An 18694-nucleotide genomic window follows, 5' to 3' on the forward strand; every position below is an offset into this window, starting at 1 on the left:
GCTCACGCCAGCGGCCCCGGCGGCGCACACCGGTGCGGAAGCCGAGAGGCCCGGCTCGCCCCGGGCCGACGATCACCATCGGACCGGGTCACCTGCCCCGGCACGCCCCCGCCCCGGAGTCGACGATCTTCACCCGCCCGGGGGGAACGGGGCGCACCCGCACGACGACCCGCGGGACACCCCGCCCGGCGCGGCCGCACGGCGCCCGCCCGGCCGCCCCGCCACGCCCCGTCGGACCCGCGGCGTCCCGACCGAACCGCCACCGGGCAGGATGGACCCATGGACCTTCGAATCTTCACCGAACCCCAGCAGGGCGCCACCTACGAGACCCTGCTCACCGTGGCCAAGGCCACCGAGGATCTGGGGTTCGACGCGTTCTTCCGCTCCGACCACTATCTGAAGATGGGCTCCGTCGACGGCCTCCCCGGCCCCACGGACGCCTGGATCACCCTCGCCGGTCTCGCCCGTGAGACGAAGCGGATCCGGCTGGGCACGCTGATGACCGCCGCCACCTTCCGGCTGCCCGGTGTGCTCGCCATCCAGGTCGCGCAGGTCGACCAGATGTCCGGGGGCCGGGTGGAGCTGGGGCTGGGCGCCGGCTGGTTCGAGGAGGAGCACACGGCGTACGGCATCCCGTTCCCGAAGGAGAAGTTCGGCCGCCTCGAGGAGCAGCTGGCGATCGTCACCGGTCTGTGGGGCACGGAGCCCGGCAAGACCTTCGACTTCCACGGCAGGTACTACGACCTCACCGACTCGCCCGCGCTGCCCAAGCCCGCGCAGTCGAAGGTGCCCGTGCTGATCGGCGGCCACGGTGCCACCCGTACCCCGCGTCTCGCCGCCCGGTACGCCGACGAGTTCAACATGCCCTTCGCCTCCGTCGAGGACAGCGTGCGCCAGTTCGGCCGGGTGCGTGCCGCCGCGGAGGAGATCGGCCGCAAGGGCGCCGACCTCGTCTACTCCAACGCCCTGGTGGTCTGCGTCGGCAAGGACGACGCCGAGGTGGCCCGCCGCGCCGCCGCCATCGGCCGCGAGGTCGACGAGCTGAAGCTCAACGGGCTGGCCGGCTCCCCGGCCGAGGTCGTCGACAAGATCGGCCGCTACGCGGAGGCCGGGTCGAGCCGGATCTACCTCCAGGTCCTCGACCTCGACGACCTGGACCACCTGGAACTGATCGCCGCCCGGGTGCAGTCCCAGCTGTCGTAGCACGCCGTCGCGAATAACCGTAGGCGCAGGTCCGGACCGGTGTGCGATGGTACGACGGTCATCCTGCCGAAGCCCCCAGGATCACCACTCCTGGGGGCTTTCGCGTAGGCCGTCCCTGTTTTCCGACCCTTCCGCCGGAGAGGCCCTCCGCATGTTCCTGACGATCAGTACCACCGGCACCCCCGAACGCCCGGCCACCGACCTCGGCTACCTGCTGCACAAGCATCCCGGGAAGGCGCAGGCGTTCTCCACCTCCTACGGCACCGCGCACGTCCTCTACCCCGAGGCGGACGAGCAGCGGTGCACGGCGGCGCTGCTGCTGGAGGTGGACGCGGTGGCACTGGTCCGGCGCGGCAAGGGCAAGGGCCGCGGCGGCGCCCCCGACGCGGCGCTCGCGCAGTACGTCAACGACCGCCCGTACGCCGCCTCCTCGCTGCTCGCGGTGGCGATCGGCGCCGTCTTCTCCAGCGCGATGCGCGGAGTGTGCGGCGCCCGGCCGGAGCTGCCCGCGCAGGCCCGGCCGCTGCGCGTCGAGGTGCCCGCGCTGCCCGCCCGCGGAGGCCCCGGCCTCGTCCGCCGGCTCTTCGAGCCGCTGGGCTGGACGGTCACCGCCGAACCCGTCGCCCTGGACACCGAGTTCCCCGAGTGGGGCGACTCCCGGTACGTGCGGCTGGTTCTGGAGTCGGAGTCCCGCACGGTCGCCGAGGCGCTGCGGCACCTGTACGTGCTGCTCCCGGTCCTCGACGACGCCAAGCACTACTGGGTCGCCGCCGACGAGGTCGACAAGCTGCTGCGGGTCGGCGAGGGCTGGCTGCCCGACCACCCGGAGCAGAAGCTGATCACCAGCCGCTATCTCTCCCGCCGCTGGTCGCTGACCCGGGAGGCGATGGCCCGCCTTGAACTGGTGCGGCTGGCCGAGACGGACGACAGCGAGGTCGAGGCGATCGACAACGCCGTCGCTGCGGAGGCGGAGGCCGAGGAGAAGCCGACCCCGCTCGCCGTGCAGCGGCGCGACGCCATCGTCGCGGCACTCACCGAGGCCGGCGCCGCCCGCGTCCTGGACCTGGGCTGCGGCGAGGGGCACCTGGTGCAGACGCTGCTCAAGGACCCGCGGTTCACCGAGATCGTCGGCGTCGACGTGTCGATGCGCGCCCTCACCATCGCCTCCCGGCGGCTGAGACTGGACCGCATGGGGGAGCGGCAGGCTTCGCGCGTGCGGCTCTTCCAGGGCTCGCTCGCCTACACCGACGGCCGGCTCAAGGGCTATGACGCGGCCGTCCTCAGCGAGGTCGTCGAGCACCTGGACCTGCCCCGGCTGCCCGCCCTGGAGTACGCGGTGTTCGGCGCGGCCCGCCCCCGCACGGTCCTCGTGACCACCCCGAACGTCGAGTACAACGTCCGCTGGGAGAGTCTCCCGGCCGGCCATGTCCGGCACCGCGACCACCGTTTCGAGTGGACCCGCGAGGAGTTTCGGACCTGGGCCGGCGCGGTGGCCGAACGGCACGGGTACGACGTGCGGTACGTGGCCGTCGGACCGGACGACCCCGAGGTGGGGCCGCCCACGCAGATGGCCGTCTTCACCAGGAACACCCACACGAACGAGAAGGAGGCGAAGGCAGCGTGACCGAGACCCCGAAGGGACGGGTCCTTCCCGTCACCGACCTCTCCCTCGTCGTGCTCATCGGCGCCTCCGGCTCCGGCAAGTCGACCTTCGCCCGCCGGCACTTCAGGCCCACCGAGGTGATCTCCTCCGACTTCTGCCGCGGTCTGGTCTCCGACGACGAGAACGACCAGGGCGCGACGCAGGACGCCTTCGACGTCCTGCACTACATCGCGGGCAAGCGGCTGGCAGCCGGCCGCCGCACGGTGGTGGACGCCACCAACGTGCAGAAGGAGGCCCGGCGGCAGCTGCTCGACCTGGCCAGGCAGCACGACGTCCGGCCGATAGCCGTCGTGCTCGACGTGCCCGAGGAGGTGTGCGCGGAACGCAACGCGACCCGCACCGACCGCGCCGACATGCCGCGCCGCGTGATCCAGCGCCACATCCGCGAACTCAGGCGCTCGCTGCGGCACCTGGAGCGCGAAGGGTTCCGCAAGGTCCACGTCCTGCGGGGCGTGGCGGAGGCCGAGCACGCCACCGTCGTCACCGAGAGGCGGTTCAACGACCTCACGCACCTCACCGGCCCCTTCGACATCATCGGCGACATCCACGGCTGCTCCGCCGAACTGGAGGCACTGCTCGGCAAGCTGGGCTACGTCGACGGCGTGCACCCGCAGGGCCGTACCGCAGTCTTCGTCGGCGACCTGGTCGACCGCGGCCCGGACAGCCCCGGCGTGCTGCGACGTGTGATGTCCATGGTGAAGTCGGGCGACGCGCTGTGCGTGCCGGGCAACCACGAGAACAAGTACGGCCGCTTCCTCAAGGGCCGCAAGGTGCAGCACACCCACGGGCTCGCCGAGACCGTCGAGCAGATGGAGGGCGAGAGCGAGGAGTTCAGGCAGGAGGTGCGCGAGTTCATCGACGGACTCGTCAGCCACTACGTCCTGGACGGCGGCAAGCTGGTGGTCTGCCACGCCGGTCTGCCGGAGAAGTACCACGGCCGCACCTCCGGCCGGGTCCGCAGCCACGCCCTGTACGGCGACACGACCGGCGAGACCGACGAGTTCGGCCTGCCGGTGCGCTACCCGTGGGCGGAGGACTACCGGGGCCGGGCGGCCGTCGTCTACGGCCACACCCCGGTGCCCGAGGCCACCTGGCTGAACAACACCATCTGCCTGGACACCGGCGCCGTCTTCGGCGGCAAGCTCACCGCGCTGCGCTGGCCGGAGCGGCAGCTGGTCGACGTACCGGCGGAGCGGGTCTGGTACGAGCCGGTGAAGCCGCTGCGCAGCGAGGCCCCCGGCGGGCACGACGGCCGGCCGCTGGACCTGGCCGACGTGCACGGCCGGCGGATCGTGGAGACCCGGCACGCGGGCCGGATATCGGTGCGCGAGGAGAACGGGGCCGCCGCCCTGGAGGTCATGAGCCGCTTCGCGGTCGACCCCCGGCTGCTGCCGTACCTCCCGCCGACCATGGCCCCGACCGCCACCAGCACCGTCGACGGCTACCTGGAGCACCCGGCGGAGGCGTTCGCGCAGTACGCCAGGGACGGGGTCGCGCGGGTCGTGTGCGAGGAGAAGCACATGGGCTCGCGGGCCGTGGCCCTGGTGTGCAGGGACGCGGAGGCGGCGCGCCGGCGGTTCGGGGTGGACGGGCCCACCGGGTCTCTCTACACCCGCACCGGGCGGCCCTTCTTCGACGACGGCACCGCCACCGAGGCGGTCCTCGGCCGGCTGCGCGAGGCGATCGGCGCGGCCGGGCTGTGGACGGAACTGGACACCGACTGGCTGCTGCTGGACGCCGAGCTGATGCCGTGGTCGCTGAAGGCGTCCGGGCTGCTGCGCAGTCAGTACGCCGCCGTCGGCGCCGCCTCCGGCGCGGTGTTCCCGGGCGTACTGGCCGCCCTGGAGGGCGCCGCGGCGCGGGGCGTGGAGGTCGGCGGCCTGCTGGACCGGCAGCGCGAACGGGCCGCCGACGCGGCGGCCTTCACCGCGGCCTACCGCCGCTACTGCTGGACCACCGAGGGCCTGGACGGCGTCCGCCTGGCCCCGTTCCAGATCCTCGCCGTGCGGGGGCGCAGCCTCGCCGGGCTGCCCCACGACGAACAGCTGGCCCTGCTGGACCGGCTCGTCGAGCACGACGGCACCGGGCTGCTGCAGACCACGCGACGGCTGTACGTCGACACCGCGGACCCCGAGTCCGTGCGGGCCGGCGTCGACTGGTGGCTGGAGATGACCGGGCGCGGCGGCGAGGGCATGGTCGTCAAACCGGTCGGCGCGCTGGTCCGCGACGGCGAGGGGCGGCTGGTGCAGCCCGGCATCAAGTGCCGCGGCCGGGAGTACCTGCGGATCATCTACGGTCCCGAGTACACCCGCCCGGACAACCTGGCCCGGCTGCGGCAGCGGTTCCTGAACCACAAGCGGTCGCTGGCCGTCCGCGAGTACGCCCTCGGTCTGGAGGCCCTGGACCGGCTGGCCGAGGGGGAGCCGCTGTGGCGGGTCCACGAAGCGGTCTTCGGGGTGCTCGCCCTGGAGTCCGAGCCGGTGGATCCGCGGCTCTGAGCCGCGCTCTGACCCGCGGCTTGAGCCGCGACGACGGGTCCGGCCTGGAGCGCCCCCGCGGAGCGGCGCTCCAGGCCGGACCCGGGCCGGCGGGCGAGAGCCGGCCCGGGCCGGCGGCGAAACGGTCGATGCGGGGGTGAACAGGCGCGCGAATGGTCAGGATGGAGGCATGGGATTCCATGTCGACTCCGAGGCCGGGCGGCTGCGCCACGTCATCCTGCACCGGCCGGATCTCGAGCTCAAAAGGCTCACCCCCAGCAACAAGGACGCCCTGCTCTTCGACGACGTGCTCTGGGTGCGCCGGGCACGGGCCGAGCACGACGGCTTCGCCGACGTGCTGCGCGACCGGGGCGTCACCGTCCACCTGTTCGGCGATCTGCTCACCGAGGCCCTGGAGATCCCGGCGGCCCGGAAGCTGGTCCTGGACCGGGTCTTCGACGAGAAGGAGTACGGCCCGCTCGCCACGGACCATCTGCGCGCGGTCTTCGAGACCCTGCCCGCCCGCGAGCTGGCGGAGGCGCTGGTCGGCGGCATGACGAAGCGGGAGTTCCTGGACGCCCACGCGGAGCCCGTCTCGGTGCGGTTCCACGTGATGGATCTGGACGACTTCCTGCTGCGCCCCCTGCCGAACCACCTCTTCACCCGGGACACCTCCGCCTGGATCTACGACGGCGTCTCCATCAACGCCATGCGCTGGCCCGCCCGCCAGCGGGAGACGGTGCACTTCGAGGCGATCTACCGGCACCATCCGCTCTTCCGCGGCGAGGACTTCCACCTCTGGTCGGAGGGCCAGGCCGACTACCCCTCCACCATCGAGGGCGGCGACGTCCTCGTCATCGGCAACGGCGCCGTCCTCATCGGCATGAGCGAGCGCACCACCCCGCAGGCCGTGGAGATGCTCGCGCACAAGCTGTTCGCGGCCGGGTCCGCGCGGACGATCGTGGCGCTCGACATGCCGAAGAGGCGGGCGCTGATGCATCTCGACACCGTGATGACGATGGTCGACGGCGACACCTTCACCCAGTACGCGGGCCTCGGCATGCTCCGCTCGTACACCATCGAGCCGGGCACCGAGGAGAAGGAGCTGAAGGTCACCGACCATCCGCCGGAGCACATGCACCGCGCGATCGCCGCCGCGCTGGGCCTGAGCGAGATCCGGGTGCTGACCGCCACCCAGGACGTGCACGCGGCGGAGCGGGAGCAGTGGGACGACGGCTGCAACGTGCTCGCGGTGGAGCCGGGCGTGGTCGTCGCCTACGAGCGGAACTCCACCACCAACACGCATCTGCGCAAGCAGGGCATCGAGGTGATCGAGATCCCGGGCAGCGAGCTGGGCCGGGGTCGGGGCGGGCCGCGCTGTATGAGCTGCCCGGTGCAGCGGGAGGCGGTATAAGGCCTGACCACAGGGCGTCGGCCCGGTCCCTGGCGACACGGCGGAGCCGTATATTAATGCCGCGCATCGTATAGACTTCCAGGGTCATTCCGCCCCCGTCCCCTGGAGCGCCCCCATGGCGACAGTCCCGACCGCCCTCGCCGGCCGCCACTTCCTCAAGGAGCTCGACTTCACCGAGCAGGAGTTCCTGGGGCTGGTCGAGCTGGCCGCCGAGCTGAAGGCCGCGAAGAAGGCCGGGACCGAGACGCGGTACCTGCGGGGCAGGAACATCGCGCTGATCTTCGAGAAGACCTCCACCCGCACCCGCTGTGCCTTCGAGGTCGCCGCCGCCGACCAGGGCGCCTCGACGACGTACCTGGACCCGTCCGGCTCGCAGATCGGCCACAAGGAGTCCGTGAAGGACACCGCCCGCGTGCTCGGCCGGATGTTCGACGCCATCGAGTACCGGGGCGACAGCCAGGCCGGCGTCGAGGAGCTGGCGGCGCACGCGGGCGTGCCCGTCTACAACGGCCTCACCGACGACTGGCACCCCACCCAGATGCTCGCCGACGTGCTCACCATGACCGAGCACACCGACAAGCCCGTCAGGGAGATCGCCTTCGCCTACCTCGGCGACGCCCGCTTCAACATGGGCAACTCCTACCTGGTCACCGGCGCCCTGCTCGGCCTCGACGTGCGGATCGTCGCCCCGAAGTCCTACTGGCCCGCCCAGGAGATCGTCGACCGGGCCCGCGCGCTCGCCGGGACCAGCGGCGCCCGAATCACCCTCACCGAGTCGGTCGAGGAGGGCGTGCGCGGCGCCGACTTCGTCGCCACCGACGTCTGGGTCTCCATGGGCGAGCCCAAGGAGGTCTGGGACGAGCGGATCACCGCCCTCGGCCCGTACGCGGTGACGATGGACGTGCTGCGCGCCACCGGCAACCCGGACGTGAAGTTCCTGCACTGCCTCCCTGCCTTCCACGACCTGGGCACCAAGGTCGGCCGGGAGATCCACGCCCGCCACGGCCTGGACTCCCTGGAGGTCACCGACGAGGTCTTCGAGTCGGCCCACTCCGTCGTCTTCGACGAGGCCGAGAACCGTCTGCACACCATCAAGGCCGTGCTGGTGGCGACCCTGGCCTGACCGGCCAGGCCTTATGCTGTCCGCGGCCCGGAGCCACCCCTTCCGAAGCCGCCGCGCGCCCCCCACCCGGGGCGCATGTCCGTCCCCAGAAACGAGCACCACCCGCATGCCCCGCACCAAATCCCCCGCCCTCCTGGTGGCCGAATCCGGCGCCGACCGCGAGGGCCACGGCCTCCGTCGCTCGATGGGCCTGTTCCAGCTGATCTGCTTCGGCGTCGGCGCGATCGTCGGCACCGGCATCTTCGTCGGCCTCTCCGACTCGGTCGCCCAGGCCGGCCCGGCCGTCGTCGTCTCCTTCGTGCTCGCCGCGATCACCTGCGTGTTCACCGCCTTCGCCTTCGCCGAGCTGGGCGGCGCGATCCCGGTGTCCGGCTCCTCGTACTCCTTCGCCTACGCCGGACTCGGCGAGACCACCGCCTTCCTGGTCGGCTGGTGCCTGCTCCTGGAGTACGGCGTCTCCGTCTCCGCGGTCGCGGTCGGCTGGAGCCAGTACGTCAACGAACTCCTCGACAGCCTGCTCGGCGTCCAGCTGCCCGCCGCGCTCTCCGCGAGCCCCGGTGACGGCGGTGTCGTCAACCTTCCGGCCGTGATCGTCATCGCCATGGCCGCCGCCCTCCTGGTGCGCGGCGTCCGCGAGAGCGCCCGCGCCACCGCCGCCATGGCGGTCCTCAAGCTGGCCATCCTGGTCGCCTTCTGCGCGATCGGCTTCAGCGCCTTCCAGGACGGCAACCTGATGCCGTTCGCGCCCGCCGGGCTCGCCGGGATCGGCGCCGGCACCACGGCCGCCTTCTTCTCGTACATCGGCTTCGACGCGATCACCACGGCCGGCGAGGAGGCGAAGAACCCCCGCCGGGACATCCCCATCGCCATCCTGGTCTGCATCGGTGTGGTCACGGTGCTCTACTGCGCGGTCGCGCTCGCGGCCATCGGCGCCATCGGCGGCGACGCGGTCGGCGGGCGGCCGGCGGCGCTGTCCTACGTCGTCAACGAGGTCACCGGCTCCGGCGTCGGCGGCGGGATCGTCGCCTTCGGCGCGGTGGTCGCGATCGCCTCGGTGGTGCTCGCCGTGATGTACGGCCAGAGCCGCATCCTGATGTCGATGTCCCGGGACGGACTGATCCCGGCCGTCTTCGAGAAGGTCTCGCCGCGCACCGCCACCCCGGTCGCGGGCACCCTGATCATCGCGGTCGTCTTCGCCGTCCCCGCGGCCTTCTCCTCGCTGGACGCCGTGGTCAACCTCTGCACCATCGGCACCCTGGCCGTGATGGCCGCCGTCAACATCGCGGTGATCGCGCTGCGCCGCAGGGAACCGGAGCTGCCCCGCACCTTCCGGGTGCCGCTGTACCCGGTGCTGCCGCTGCTCGGTGTCGGCTGCTGCCTCTACCTGATGTACGAGACCGGCTGGACGACCTGGCTCCAGTTCGCCGTCTTCCTGGCCGCCGGACTGCTGGTGTACCTCGGCTACGGGCGCCGCCGGTCACGGCTGGCGCAGGTCACGCCGGACGCGGACGCCACTGACGCGGTACCGCAGCCAGTCTGAACCACACCGCCTTGCCGGACTCGGTGGGGCGGTGGCCGCACGCCGAGCTGAGGGCGCGGATCAGCAGCAGTCCGCGCCCGCCCTCCTGCCAGGGGTCGGGCTCGATCTCCGCCGGATGGGTGAGATCGCCCGGCGGCGCCGGGTCCGGGTCGTGCACCTCGACCTTGCAGCCGGTCGGCAGGAGCTCCACCACCAGCTCTATCGGGGCGTCCCCGGAGGTGTGCTCCACGGCGTTCGCCACCAGCTCCGCGGTGAGCAGCTCGGCGGTGTCGGTGTCGCTGCCGTGCTCCAGCTCGGCCAGGGCGGTGCGCACCAGCGCCCGGGCCACGGGCACGGCCGCGGCGGAGTGCGGCAGCGCGACGCGCCAGGAGGCGGGGGGTGAGGGGCGTTCGTGCAAGGCGAGTCCGTTCGTGGCCCGGGGTCCCTGCGGCCGGCGCAGGTGATCCCGCATTCAACATGACGAATGGTACGGCGCCGCCCGGCGGAGACCCGAGACGGGCACCGGCCGGGATCTCCGCTCCCGGCACCGGGCGGCCTACCCACGGCACCGCCCCGCCGCGCACGGCAGCTCCCGCCGTTACCCGCCTGTCGAGGACCCGACGACGATCGGTCACACCGTCACGGATACCCGGCGTATCGCGCACTCATGACGACAGTCACGTACGAGTGATAACTTCGTAGGGCATCGTCTCCCCGAGGAGGCCGCCCCGCCATGAGTCCCTTCACCGGCTCCGCCACCCGCACCACCCGCTGGCGGCATCTGCGCGTCGACCTCGCCGACGGCGTCGCCACCGTCACCCTCACCCGCCCCGACAAGCTCAACGCGCTCACCTTCGGCGCCTACGCCGACCTGCGGGACCTGCTCGCCGAACTGTCCCGGGAACGGGCCGTGCGCGCCCTGGTGCTCGCGGGCGAGGGGCGCGGCTTCTGCTCCGGCGGCGACGTCGACGAGATCATCGGCGCCACCCTCGCCCTGGACACCGCCCGGCTCCTCGACTTCAACCGGATGACCGGCCAGGTGGTCCGCGCCGTCCGGGAATGCCCGTTCCCGGTGATCGCTGCGGTGCACGGCGTCGCGGCGGGCGCGGGCGCGGTGCTCGCCCTGGCCGCCGACTTCCGGGTGGCCGACCCCACCGCCCGCTTCGCCTTCCTCTTCACCCGCGTCGGCCTGTCCGGTGGCGACATGGGCGCGGCCTACCTGCTGCCGAGGGTCGTCGGCCTCGGCCACGCGACCCGCCTCCTGATGCTCGGCGAACCGGTCCGGGCCTCCGAGGCCGAACGCATCGGCCTGATCAGCGAGCTGACGGAGGAAGGGCGGGCCGACGAGGCAGCCCGGGCCCTGGCCCGCCGCCTCGCGGAGGGACCCGCCCTGGCGTACGCCCAGACCAAGGCCCTGCTGACCGCGGAACTGGACATGCCGCTGGCGGCGGCGGTGGAACTGGACGCCTCGACCCAGGCCCTCCTCATGACCGGCGACGACTACAAGGAGTTCCACGCGGCGTTCACCGAGAAGCGCCCTCCCAAGTGGAGCGGACGGTGACCATGACACGCCCAGGGGCGCGAGCGACCACGAACCACCCCCTCCGCATCGCGGTCATCGGCGGCGGCCCCGGCGGCCTCTACGCCGCCGTCCTGCTCAAACGCCTCGATCCCCGGCGCACCGTCACCGTGTGGGAACGCAACGCCCCCACCGACACCTTCGGCTTCGGCGTCGTCCTCTCCGACGAGACCCTCGGCGGCATCGAACACGCCGACCCGCTCGTCTTCCAGGCCCTCCAGCGGGACTTCGTCCGCTGGGACGACATCCACATCACCCACCGGGGCACCCGCCACACCTCCGGCGGCCACGGCTTCGCCGCCCTCGGCCGGCAGCGCCTCTTGGAGATCCTGCACGAACGCTGCCGCGCCCTCGGTGTGGAGCTGCGCTTCGAGTCGGAGGCGCCGTACCCGGCCTGGCTCAGGGAGACCCACGACCTGGTCGTCGCGGCCGACGGAGTGCACAGCACCACCCGCGAGGCGTACGCCCATGTCTTCCGCCCCCGGGTGACCGCCCACCGCTGTCGCTACATCTGGCTCGCCGCCGACTTCCCCTTCGAGGCGTTCCGCTTCGAGATCGCCGAGACCGAGCACGGCATGATGCAGCTGCACGGTTACCCGTACGCGGCCGACGCCTCCACCGTGATCGTGGAGATGCGCGAGGAGGTCTGGCGGGCCGCCGGCTTCGACCTGCTCGGCGAGCAGGAGTCCATCGACCGGTGCGCCAAGATCTTCGCCGAGGCGCTGCGCGGCCGGCCGCTCCGGTCCAACAAGTCGACGTGGACGACGTTCCGCACGGTGGTCAACGACCGCTGGTCCGACGGGAACCTGGTCCTGCTCGGCGACGCCGCGCACACCGCGCACTTCTCCATCGGCTCCGGCACCAAGCTCGCCGTCGAGGACGCCCTGGCCCTCGCGGCCTGCCTGGAGGAACAGCCGTCCCTGGAAGAGGCTCTGAGGGCCTACGAGGAGGAGCGCAAACCGGTCGTCGCCTCCACCCAGCGCGCCGCCCGGGCCAGTCTGGAGTGGTTCGAGAGCGTGCGGCTCCACCGGAACCAGCCGCCCCGCCAGTTCGCGTTCAACCTGCTCACCCGCAGCCGCCGCGTCACCCACGGCAACCTGCGGTTGCGCGACGCCCGCTTCACCGGGGCCGTGGAGCGCGAGTTCGGCTGCCCGCCCGGTACACCCCCCATGTTCACCCCGTTCCGGCTGCGCGGGCTGACCCTGCGCAACCGGGTCGTCGTCTCACCGATGGACATGTACTCGGCGGCCGACGGCGTCCCCGGCGACTTCCACCTGGTCCACCTGGGCGCCCGGGCGCTCGGCGGCGCCGGGCTGGTGATGACCGAGATGGTGTGCGTCAGCGAGGAGGGCCGGATCACGCCCGGCTGCACCGGCCTCTACACCGGCCGGCAGACCGAGGCGTGGCGGCGGATCACCGAGTTCGTGCACCGGCGCGCCCCCGGCGCCGCGATCGGCGTCCAGCTCGGGCACTCCGGGCGCAAGGGCTCCACCAAGGTGATGTGGGAGGGCATGGACGAGCCGCTGCCCGAGGGCAACTGGCCGCTGGTCGCCGCCTCCCCGCTGCCGTACCGGCCGGGCAGCCAGACCCCGAGGGAGCTGTCCCGCGCCCAGCTCACCGATCTGCGCGAGCAGTTCGCCGCCGCCGCGGCGCGGGCCGCGCGCGCCGGGTTCGACCTGCTCGAACTGCACTGCGCGCACGGCTATCTGCTCTCCGGCTTCCTCTCCCCGCTCACCAACCGGCGCACCGACGCCTACGGCGGCTCACCGCAAAGGCGGCTCCGATTCCCGCTGGAGGTCTTCGACGCCGTACGCGCCGTATGGCCCGAGGAGCGGCCGATGACCGTCCGGATCTCCGCCACCGACTGGGCCGAGGGCGGCACCACCGGGGACGAGGCCGTCGAGATCGCCCGCGCCTTCGCCGCGCACGGCGCCGACGCGATCGACGTCTCGACCGGACAGGTGGTGGCCGACGAACGGCCGGAGTTCGGCCGTTCCTACCAGACGCCGTTCGCCGACCGCATCCGGCACGAGGCCCGCGTCCCGGTGATCGCCGTCGGCGCGATCTCCTCCTGGGACGACGTCAACTCCCTGATCCTGGCCGGGCGGGCGGACCTGTGCGCGCTCGGCCGCCCGCATCTGTACGACCCGCACTGGACGCTGCACGCCGCCGCCGAGCAGGGCTACGACGGCCCGGGCGCCGTCTGGCCGGCCCCCTACCGGGCGGGCAGCAGACGGCCGCGTACGGGGCGGGCCGACGCGCCCAAGCCCCGGCTCACCCTGAGGAGTTGACGGGGACGCCCGCGAACTGCGCCCCCGCGTCCCGCAGCCGTGCGTGCAGCCCCAGGAACACGGCCGCCGAACGCACCCCCGGCCAGTCCTGGGGCAGCAGCCGCGCGGGGAGTCCCGGGTCGGCGTAGGGGAGGTGGCGCCAGGAGTCCAGGGCGAGGAGATAGTCGCGGTAGGCCTCCTCGGGCGGTGTGTCCGGCCGCCGCTCCCAGTCGTGCAGCACGCGCGCGTGCCGGTCGAGGAACGCCTCGTGCTGCTTGGCGATCGCGGCCAGGTCCCACCAGCGGGCCACCGCCTCGACGGTGGGCGCGAAACCCAGGTGCTCGCCGCGGAAGAAGTCGACGTACCCCTCGAGGCCCAGACGCTGGAGGGTGTGCCGGGTCTCCTCGTACAGCCGGGCCGGGGCGATCCACACGCCGGGCGCCGCCGTGCCGAAGCCGAGCCCGGACAGCCGGGAGCGCAGCACGTGCCGCTTCTGCCGTTCGGTCTCCGGGACGGAGAACACGGCCAGCACCCAGCCCTCCTCCCCGGGCGGCGCGGTGGCGTAGACCCGCCGGTCGCCGTCGTCGAGCAGCTGGCGGGCGTCCGGGGACAGCGCGTAGCCCGCCGCGCCCTGCTCGGTGCGGGCCGGGACGAGCAGACCGCGCCGTTTCAGCCGGGACACCGACGACCGCACCGAGGGCGCGTCCACGCCGACCGCGGCCAGCAGCCGGATCAGCTCGGCGACGGGCACCGGGCCGGGCAGGTGGCGGCCGTACGCTCCGTAGAGCGTGACGATGAGGGAGCGGGGAGCGTGCTGGTCGGACACATTGATCATTTTAAGTCGTGTCGGCTCGTGCGGTCACTGCTGGTCAGCTTCGCTCCGTAGGCGGAATCTCTGAAGCTTTCCGGTCGCGGTGCGCGGCAGCGCGTCCAGAAAGACGATCTCGCGTGGGCACTTGTAGGGCGCCAGCTCCCGCATGACGAACTCGCGCAGCGCCTCGGCGTCCCGGGCGGCGCCGTCCGCGACGACGACGTACGCCACCACGGCCGCCCCGCGCGCCTCGTCGGGCCGGCCGACCACCGCCGCCTCCACCACGTCGGGGTGGCGCAGCAGCGCGTCCTCGACCTCCGGGCCGGCGATGTTGTACCCGGCGGAGATGATCATGTCGTCGGCGCGTGCCACATACCGGAAGTACCCGTCGGGCTCGCGCACATACGTGTCGCCGGTGATGTTCCAGCCGTCGCGGACGTACTCGCTCTGCCGGGGGTCGGCCAGATAGCGGCAGCCGACCGGGCCGCGCACCGCCAGCAGACCCGGCTCCCCGTCGGGCACCGGCCGCCCCTTCTCGTCCTGCACGCGCGCGTGCCAGCCCGGCACCGGCAGCCCGGTCGTCCCGGGACGGATCCGCTCGTCGGCGGCCGAGATGAAGATGTGCAGCAGCTCGGTGGCGCCGATGCCGTTGATGATTCGCACGCCTGTGCGCTCGTGCCAGGCGTGCCAGGTCGCCGCCGGCAGGTTCTCGCCCGCGGAGACACAGCGGCGCAGCGAGGACAGGTCGTGGCCGTCCAGGCCGGCGAGCATCGCGCGGTACGCCGTCGGAGCGGTGAACAGCACCGACACCCGGTGCTCGGCGATCGCGGGCAGCAGCTGGCGCGGGCCCGCCTGTTCCAGCAGCAGGGCGCTCGCACCCGCCCGCAGCGGGAAGACGACCAGGCCGCCGAGCCCGAACGTGAAGCCGAGCGGCGGACTGCCCGCGAACACGTCGTCCGCACGCGGCTTCAGCACATGCCGGGCGAAGGTGTCGGCGACGGCCAGCACGTCCCGGTGGAAGTGCAGGCACCCCTTCGGGCGGCCCGTGGTGCCCGAGGTGAAGGCGATCAGCGCCACGTCGTCGGCGGCGGTGTCCACGGCCGGGTACGGCGTCGCGGGCGTCGGGCGGTTCAGCAGGTCGTCCGGCGCGTCACCGCCGTACGTCGTGATCCGCAGGCCCGGAATCCTCGCGTTGGCGAGGTCGTCGACCGCCCGGACGTCGCACAGGGCGTGCCGCACCCGGGCGATCGCGCACATCGTGGCCAGTTCGTGCGGGCGCTGCTGCGCCAGCACGGTGACCGCGATCCCGCCCGCCTTCAGCACCGCCAGCCAGCAGGCGGCGAGCCAGGGCGTGGTCGGGCCGCGCAGCAGCACCCGGTTGCCGGGGACGATGCCCAGGTCGCCGGTGAGCAGGTGGGCGAGGCGGTCGACGCGGGTGCGCAGGTCGCCGTAGGTCCAGGCGGTGCCGCCGGGCGTGTGGAAGACCGGGCGGTCGTCCGGGGGGCCGTCCAGGAGCGCGGCGGCGCAGTTGAGCCGTTCGGGGTGGCGCAGTTCGGGCAGGTCGAAGCGGAGTTCGGGCCACTGGCCGGGCGGTGGGAGGTGGTCGCGCGCGAAGGTGTCGACGTGGGCCGAGCGTGTCGGGCCGTGAAAGCCGTCCATGGCGGTTCGCCCCCTTGCCTGGTGGGCGTCGGGTGGGATGGCGGCCGGGACCGGGTCGTGGCCGGGTGCCGGCCGCGGTGGGCCGCTGTCGCTGTCGGTGTCGCGGAGGGCCGCTGCGGGTGCGGGTGTCGCGGTGTTCGAGATGTTCGAGGGCGCGGTCGCGTCGCGTCGCGGTCGCACAAGGAGCGTATCGCCTTGGTGACGGCAGTCAACGGGGCGCGATACCGTTCGGGTGAGGCGTCAGCCTTCGCGAAGGAGGACCGTCCGTGCCCGCATTCTCACTCGACCCGGAACGGGCCGCCTGGCGCGCCGAGCTGCGCGCCTTGGCCGCCGAGCGGCTGCGCCCGCTCGCCGAGAAGGGCGAACCGGGCCGCGTCAACCGCCCGCTCGTCGCCGAACTGGGCCACCTCGGCCTGCTCGACCGGCTGTTCACCGCCGGTGCCCTCGACCTCTGCCTGATGCGCGAGTCCCTGGCCCACGCCTGCACCGAGGCCGAGACCGCGCTCGCCCTCCAGGGCCTCGGCGCCCACCCCGTCCACGCCCACGGCACCCCGGCCCAGCGTGCCCGCTGGCTCCCGGCCGTCCGCGAGGGCGGCGCGATCGCCGCCTTCGCCCTGACGGAACCGGGGGCGGGCTCGGACGCGGCGGCCCTGGCCCTGTCCGCCACCCCCGACGGCACCGCCCGCTGGCGGCTCAGCGGCAGCAAGTGCTGGATCTCCAACGCCCCGGAGGCCGACTTCTACACCGTCTTCGCCCGGACGGCCGCCGGCGCCGTCGCCCGCGGCGTCACCGCGTTCCTGGTGCCCGCCGACCGGCCCGGGCTGGCCGGGACCGCGCTCGACATGCTCTCCCCGCACCCCATCGGCACCCTGGAGTTCGACGCCGTCCCGGTCACCGCCGACGACGTGCTGGGGGAGCCCGGCCGGGGCTTCCGGGTCGCCATGGGCACCCTCAACCTCTTCCGGCCGAGCGTCGGCGCCTTCGCCGTCGGGATGGCGCAGGCCGCCCTCGACGCGACCGTCGGCCACACGGCCCGCCGCGAGGCCTTCGGCGGCCCGCTCAGCGCGCAGCAGACGGTCGCCCACCAGGTGGCGGAGATGGCCCTGCGGACCGAGGCGGCCCGGCTGATGGTGTACGCGGCGGCGACGGCGTACGACGAGGGCGCCCCGGACGTGCCCCTGCGCGCGGCGATGGCGAAACTGCTCGCCACCGAGACCGCGCAGTACGTCGTCGACCGGGCGGTCCAGCTGCACGGCGCCCGGGCGCTGCGCCGCGGCCATCCGCTCGAACACCTCTACCGTGAGGTGCGCGCGCCCCGCATCTACGAAGGGGCGAGCGAGATCCAGCGCGGCATCATCGCCAAGGAGCTGTACAAGGCCACGGCACCGCGCACGTCCGGGGAGGCGCCGTGACCGCCGAGCGCGTCAATCCGCCGGACCTGTCCCCGCCGGCCGGTTTCTCGCACGCCGTCGTCGCCACCGGCTCCCGGCTGGTCTTCCTGGCCGGCCAGACCGCCCTCGACAGGGACGGCAGGATCACCGGTACGACCCTGCCCGAGCAGTTCGCGCGGGCCCTCGACAACCTGCTGACGGCGCTGCGCGCGGCCGGCGGTACCCCGGCCGGCCTCGCCCGCGTCACCGTCTACGCCACCGACGTCGCGGGCTACCGCGCCCACGCCGCCGAACTCGGCCGGATCTGGCGGCGGTCGGCGGGCCGCGACTACCCGGCGATGGCGGTCGTCGAGGTCGTACGGCTGTGGGACGAGCAGGCACTCGTGGAGCTGGACGGGTTCGCCGTGCTGCCGTGACCGGCGCGACGCCCTCGGCGCCCCTGGTGCCGAACGGCCGCACCGACCGGGCGTGACGCGCCACCGAAGGAGTGACGATCACACCGGCCGCCCCGCCCGCCGGGTACCAGTGGAGGCCCCACGACAGGAGGTTTCCCCATGCCCGTCCGCCCGCTCCTCGGCGCCGCCGCCGTCACCCTGGCACTGGCCACCGCAGCCGTCGCCACGCCCGCGACCGCCGCGGAACCGCACGAGTCCGTCTCCGTCGACCGCGTCGCCCGGCTCGCCGCCGACGGCACCGTCACCCTCTCCGGCACCTACCGCTGCACCGGCGGCGGCCCGGTCTTCGTCAGCGCCTCCCTGATCCACTCCGGCCCGGAGACGACGCTGCTGCACGGCATCGGCAGCACTCGCGCGGTGTGCGACGGCACGCTGCGCCACTGGACGAACAAGGGCCGGACGCTGACCGACATCCCGGCGACGGACACGACCCGGGTGGAGGCGGCCCTGGTGGAGCTGGCCCCGGGCAGTGGACTGCTGCCGCTGGTGCCCCGGTTCCGCGCGGAGTCGCCGCGGCAGGACGTCACGCTGGTCGCGTCCTGAGCGCACACCCCCACCGGTCACCCGGCCGGGTCACACGGCCGCCGGAGCCGATGTCGTGCTCAGGCGGCCGATGCCCCGCCCGAACCGGCGCAGCAGCAGCACCGCCGTCGTGGCGAGACCGGTGAGCAGCCCCAGCCAGACGCCGAGGGTGTCCAGTCCCGCCACGAAGCCCAGCAGCGCGGCGGCGGGCAGGCCGACCAGCCAGTAGCCGACCAGGGTGACCCGGAATCCGCCCTTGGTGTCGTCCAGGCCGCGCAGCAGTCCCACCCCGATGTTCTGGGCGCAGTCGAAGAACTGGAGCACCGCCGCGACCAGCAGCAGCTGGGTCGCGATGTCCATCGCCCCGGCCTCCCCGGACTCGAGGAACGGGGCGAGGACCAGCTTCGGCACCGTCAGGTAGACGAGTCCGACCACCGCCATCACCGCCGCCGCGCACGCCAGCGCGGTCCGCTGCAACCGCTGTGCCGCCGCCGTGTTGCCGAGGGCGAGTTCGCGGCTGACGCCGAGGGACGCGGCGTGCGAGAGGCCGACGGCGATCTGGAACACGATGTACACGAGCTGGTTGACGGCGGTGTGCGCGGCCAGCG

15 protein-coding genes are annotated in these 18694 nt (G+C 73.3%); 11 read left to right on the top strand and 4 right to left on the bottom strand.

The features are described from left to right. Nucleotides 1-279 precede the first annotated feature (279 nt). The 6 genes from CCN42_RS00505 (at nt 280) to CCN42_RS00530 (ending at nt 9420) form a co-directional block, all read left to right on the top strand. Nucleotides 280-1203 carry an LLM class F420-dependent oxidoreductase gene (locus CCN42_RS00505; protein WP_086732546.1) on the top strand — a complete coding sequence of 308 codons (924 nt, stop codon included), beginning with the start codon at nt 280-282 and terminating at the stop codon, nt 1201-1203. A 151-nt stretch (nt 1204-1354) separates the two neighbouring features. Then, nucleotides 1355-2827, top strand: coding sequence for a 3' terminal RNA ribose 2'-O-methyltransferase Hen1 (locus CCN42_RS00510; protein ID WP_086732547.1), 1473 nt, complete (start codon nt 1355-1357; stop codon nt 2825-2827). Continuing rightward, nucleotides 2824-5364, top strand: coding sequence for a polynucleotide kinase-phosphatase (locus tag CCN42_RS00515; RefSeq protein WP_086732548.1), 2541 nt, complete (start codon nt 2824-2826; stop codon nt 5362-5364). The genes CCN42_RS00510 and CCN42_RS00515 overlap by 4 nt, the downstream gene beginning before the upstream one ends. A 169-nt stretch (nt 5365-5533) precedes the next feature. After that, complete coding sequence (locus CCN42_RS00520; RefSeq protein WP_169731377.1) at nt 5534-6757, top strand: arginine deiminase; 1224 nt, start codon at nt 5534-5536, stop codon at nt 6755-6757. A gap of 115 nt (nt 6758-6872) precedes the next feature. Beyond that, a complete protein-coding gene (gene argF / locus CCN42_RS00525; RefSeq protein WP_086732550.1) occupies nt 6873-7880 on the top strand; it encodes an ornithine carbamoyltransferase in 1008 nt (335 codons plus the stop codon). Nucleotides 7881-7986: 106 nt separating this feature from the next. Continuing rightward, on the top strand, nt 7987-9420 hold the full coding sequence (locus CCN42_RS00530; RefSeq protein ID WP_086732551.1) for an amino acid permease: 1434 nt from the start codon (nt 7987-7989) through the stop codon (nt 9418-9420). On the opposite strand, the gene CCN42_RS00535 is transcribed toward CCN42_RS00530, so the two are convergent. Continuing rightward, nucleotides 9374-9871, bottom strand: a complete 498-nt coding sequence (locus tag CCN42_RS00535) for an ATP-binding protein (protein WP_086732552.1) — start codon at nt 9869-9871, stop codon at nt 9374-9376. The two genes, CCN42_RS00530 and CCN42_RS00535, sit on opposite strands and share 47 nt — an antisense overlap. Before the next feature lie 261 nt (nt 9872-10132). Between CCN42_RS00535 and CCN42_RS00540 the strand changes: the two genes are divergently transcribed. Together CCN42_RS00540 and CCN42_RS00545 are read left to right on the top strand one after the other, a co-directional pair. Then, the gene (locus CCN42_RS00540) at nt 10133-10960 is read left to right on the top strand and encodes an enoyl-CoA hydratase family protein (protein WP_086732553.1); all 828 of its coding nucleotides are present in this window, start codon (nt 10133-10135) and stop codon (nt 10958-10960) included. A gap of 2 nt (nt 10961-10962) precedes the next feature. Next, nucleotides 10963-13269 carry a bifunctional salicylyl-CoA 5-hydroxylase/oxidoreductase gene (locus CCN42_RS00545; RefSeq protein WP_086732554.1) on the top strand — a complete coding sequence of 769 codons (2307 nt, stop codon included), beginning with the start codon at nt 10963-10965 and terminating at the stop codon, nt 13267-13269. On the opposite strand, the gene CCN42_RS00550 is transcribed toward CCN42_RS00545, so the two are convergent. Together CCN42_RS00550 and CCN42_RS00555 are read right to left on the bottom strand one after the other, a co-directional pair. Further along, nucleotides 13253-14083: a PaaX family transcriptional regulator gene (locus CCN42_RS00550; protein ID WP_086732555.1), complete on the bottom strand. Its 831-nt coding sequence runs from the start codon at nt 14081-14083 to the stop codon at nt 13253-13255. The genes CCN42_RS00545 and CCN42_RS00550 overlap by 17 nt on opposite strands. Before the next feature lie 24 nt (nt 14084-14107). Next, a complete protein-coding gene (locus CCN42_RS00555) occupies nt 14108-15718 on the bottom strand; it encodes an AMP-binding protein (RefSeq protein WP_086732556.1) in 1611 nt (536 codons plus the stop codon). 266 nt (nt 15719-15984) lie between these two features. Here CCN42_RS00555 and CCN42_RS00560 point away from each other — a divergent pair, with 266 nt between their 5' ends. From CCN42_RS00560 to CCN42_RS00570, 3 genes are all read left to right on the top strand, one after another. After that, nucleotides 15985-17130, top strand: coding sequence for an acyl-CoA dehydrogenase family protein (locus CCN42_RS00560; RefSeq protein ID WP_086732557.1), 1146 nt, complete (start codon nt 15985-15987; stop codon nt 17128-17130). Beyond that, nucleotides 17127-17525 carry a RidA family protein gene (locus tag CCN42_RS00565; RefSeq protein WP_086169722.1) on the top strand — a complete coding sequence of 133 codons (399 nt, stop codon included), beginning with the start codon at nt 17127-17129 and terminating at the stop codon, nt 17523-17525. The genes CCN42_RS00560 and CCN42_RS00565 overlap by 4 nt, the downstream gene beginning before the upstream one ends. Nucleotides 17526-17663: 138 nt before the next feature. Continuing rightward, nucleotides 17664-18107, top strand: coding sequence for a DUF6299 family protein (locus tag CCN42_RS00570; protein WP_086732558.1), 444 nt, complete (start codon nt 17664-17666; stop codon nt 18105-18107). Nucleotides 18108-18137: 30 nt separating this feature from the next. Here CCN42_RS00570 and CCN42_RS44060 read toward each other — a convergent pair. Then, nucleotides 18138-18694 (bottom strand): MATE family efflux transporter (locus tag CCN42_RS44060; RefSeq protein WP_245877085.1); only part of this gene is annotated, 557 nt, incomplete at its 5' end.

Source organism: Streptomyces glaucescens (assembly GCF_002154375.1).
Taxonomy (GTDB): domain Bacteria; phylum Actinomycetota; class Actinomycetes; order Streptomycetales; family Streptomycetaceae; genus Streptomyces; species Streptomyces glaucescens.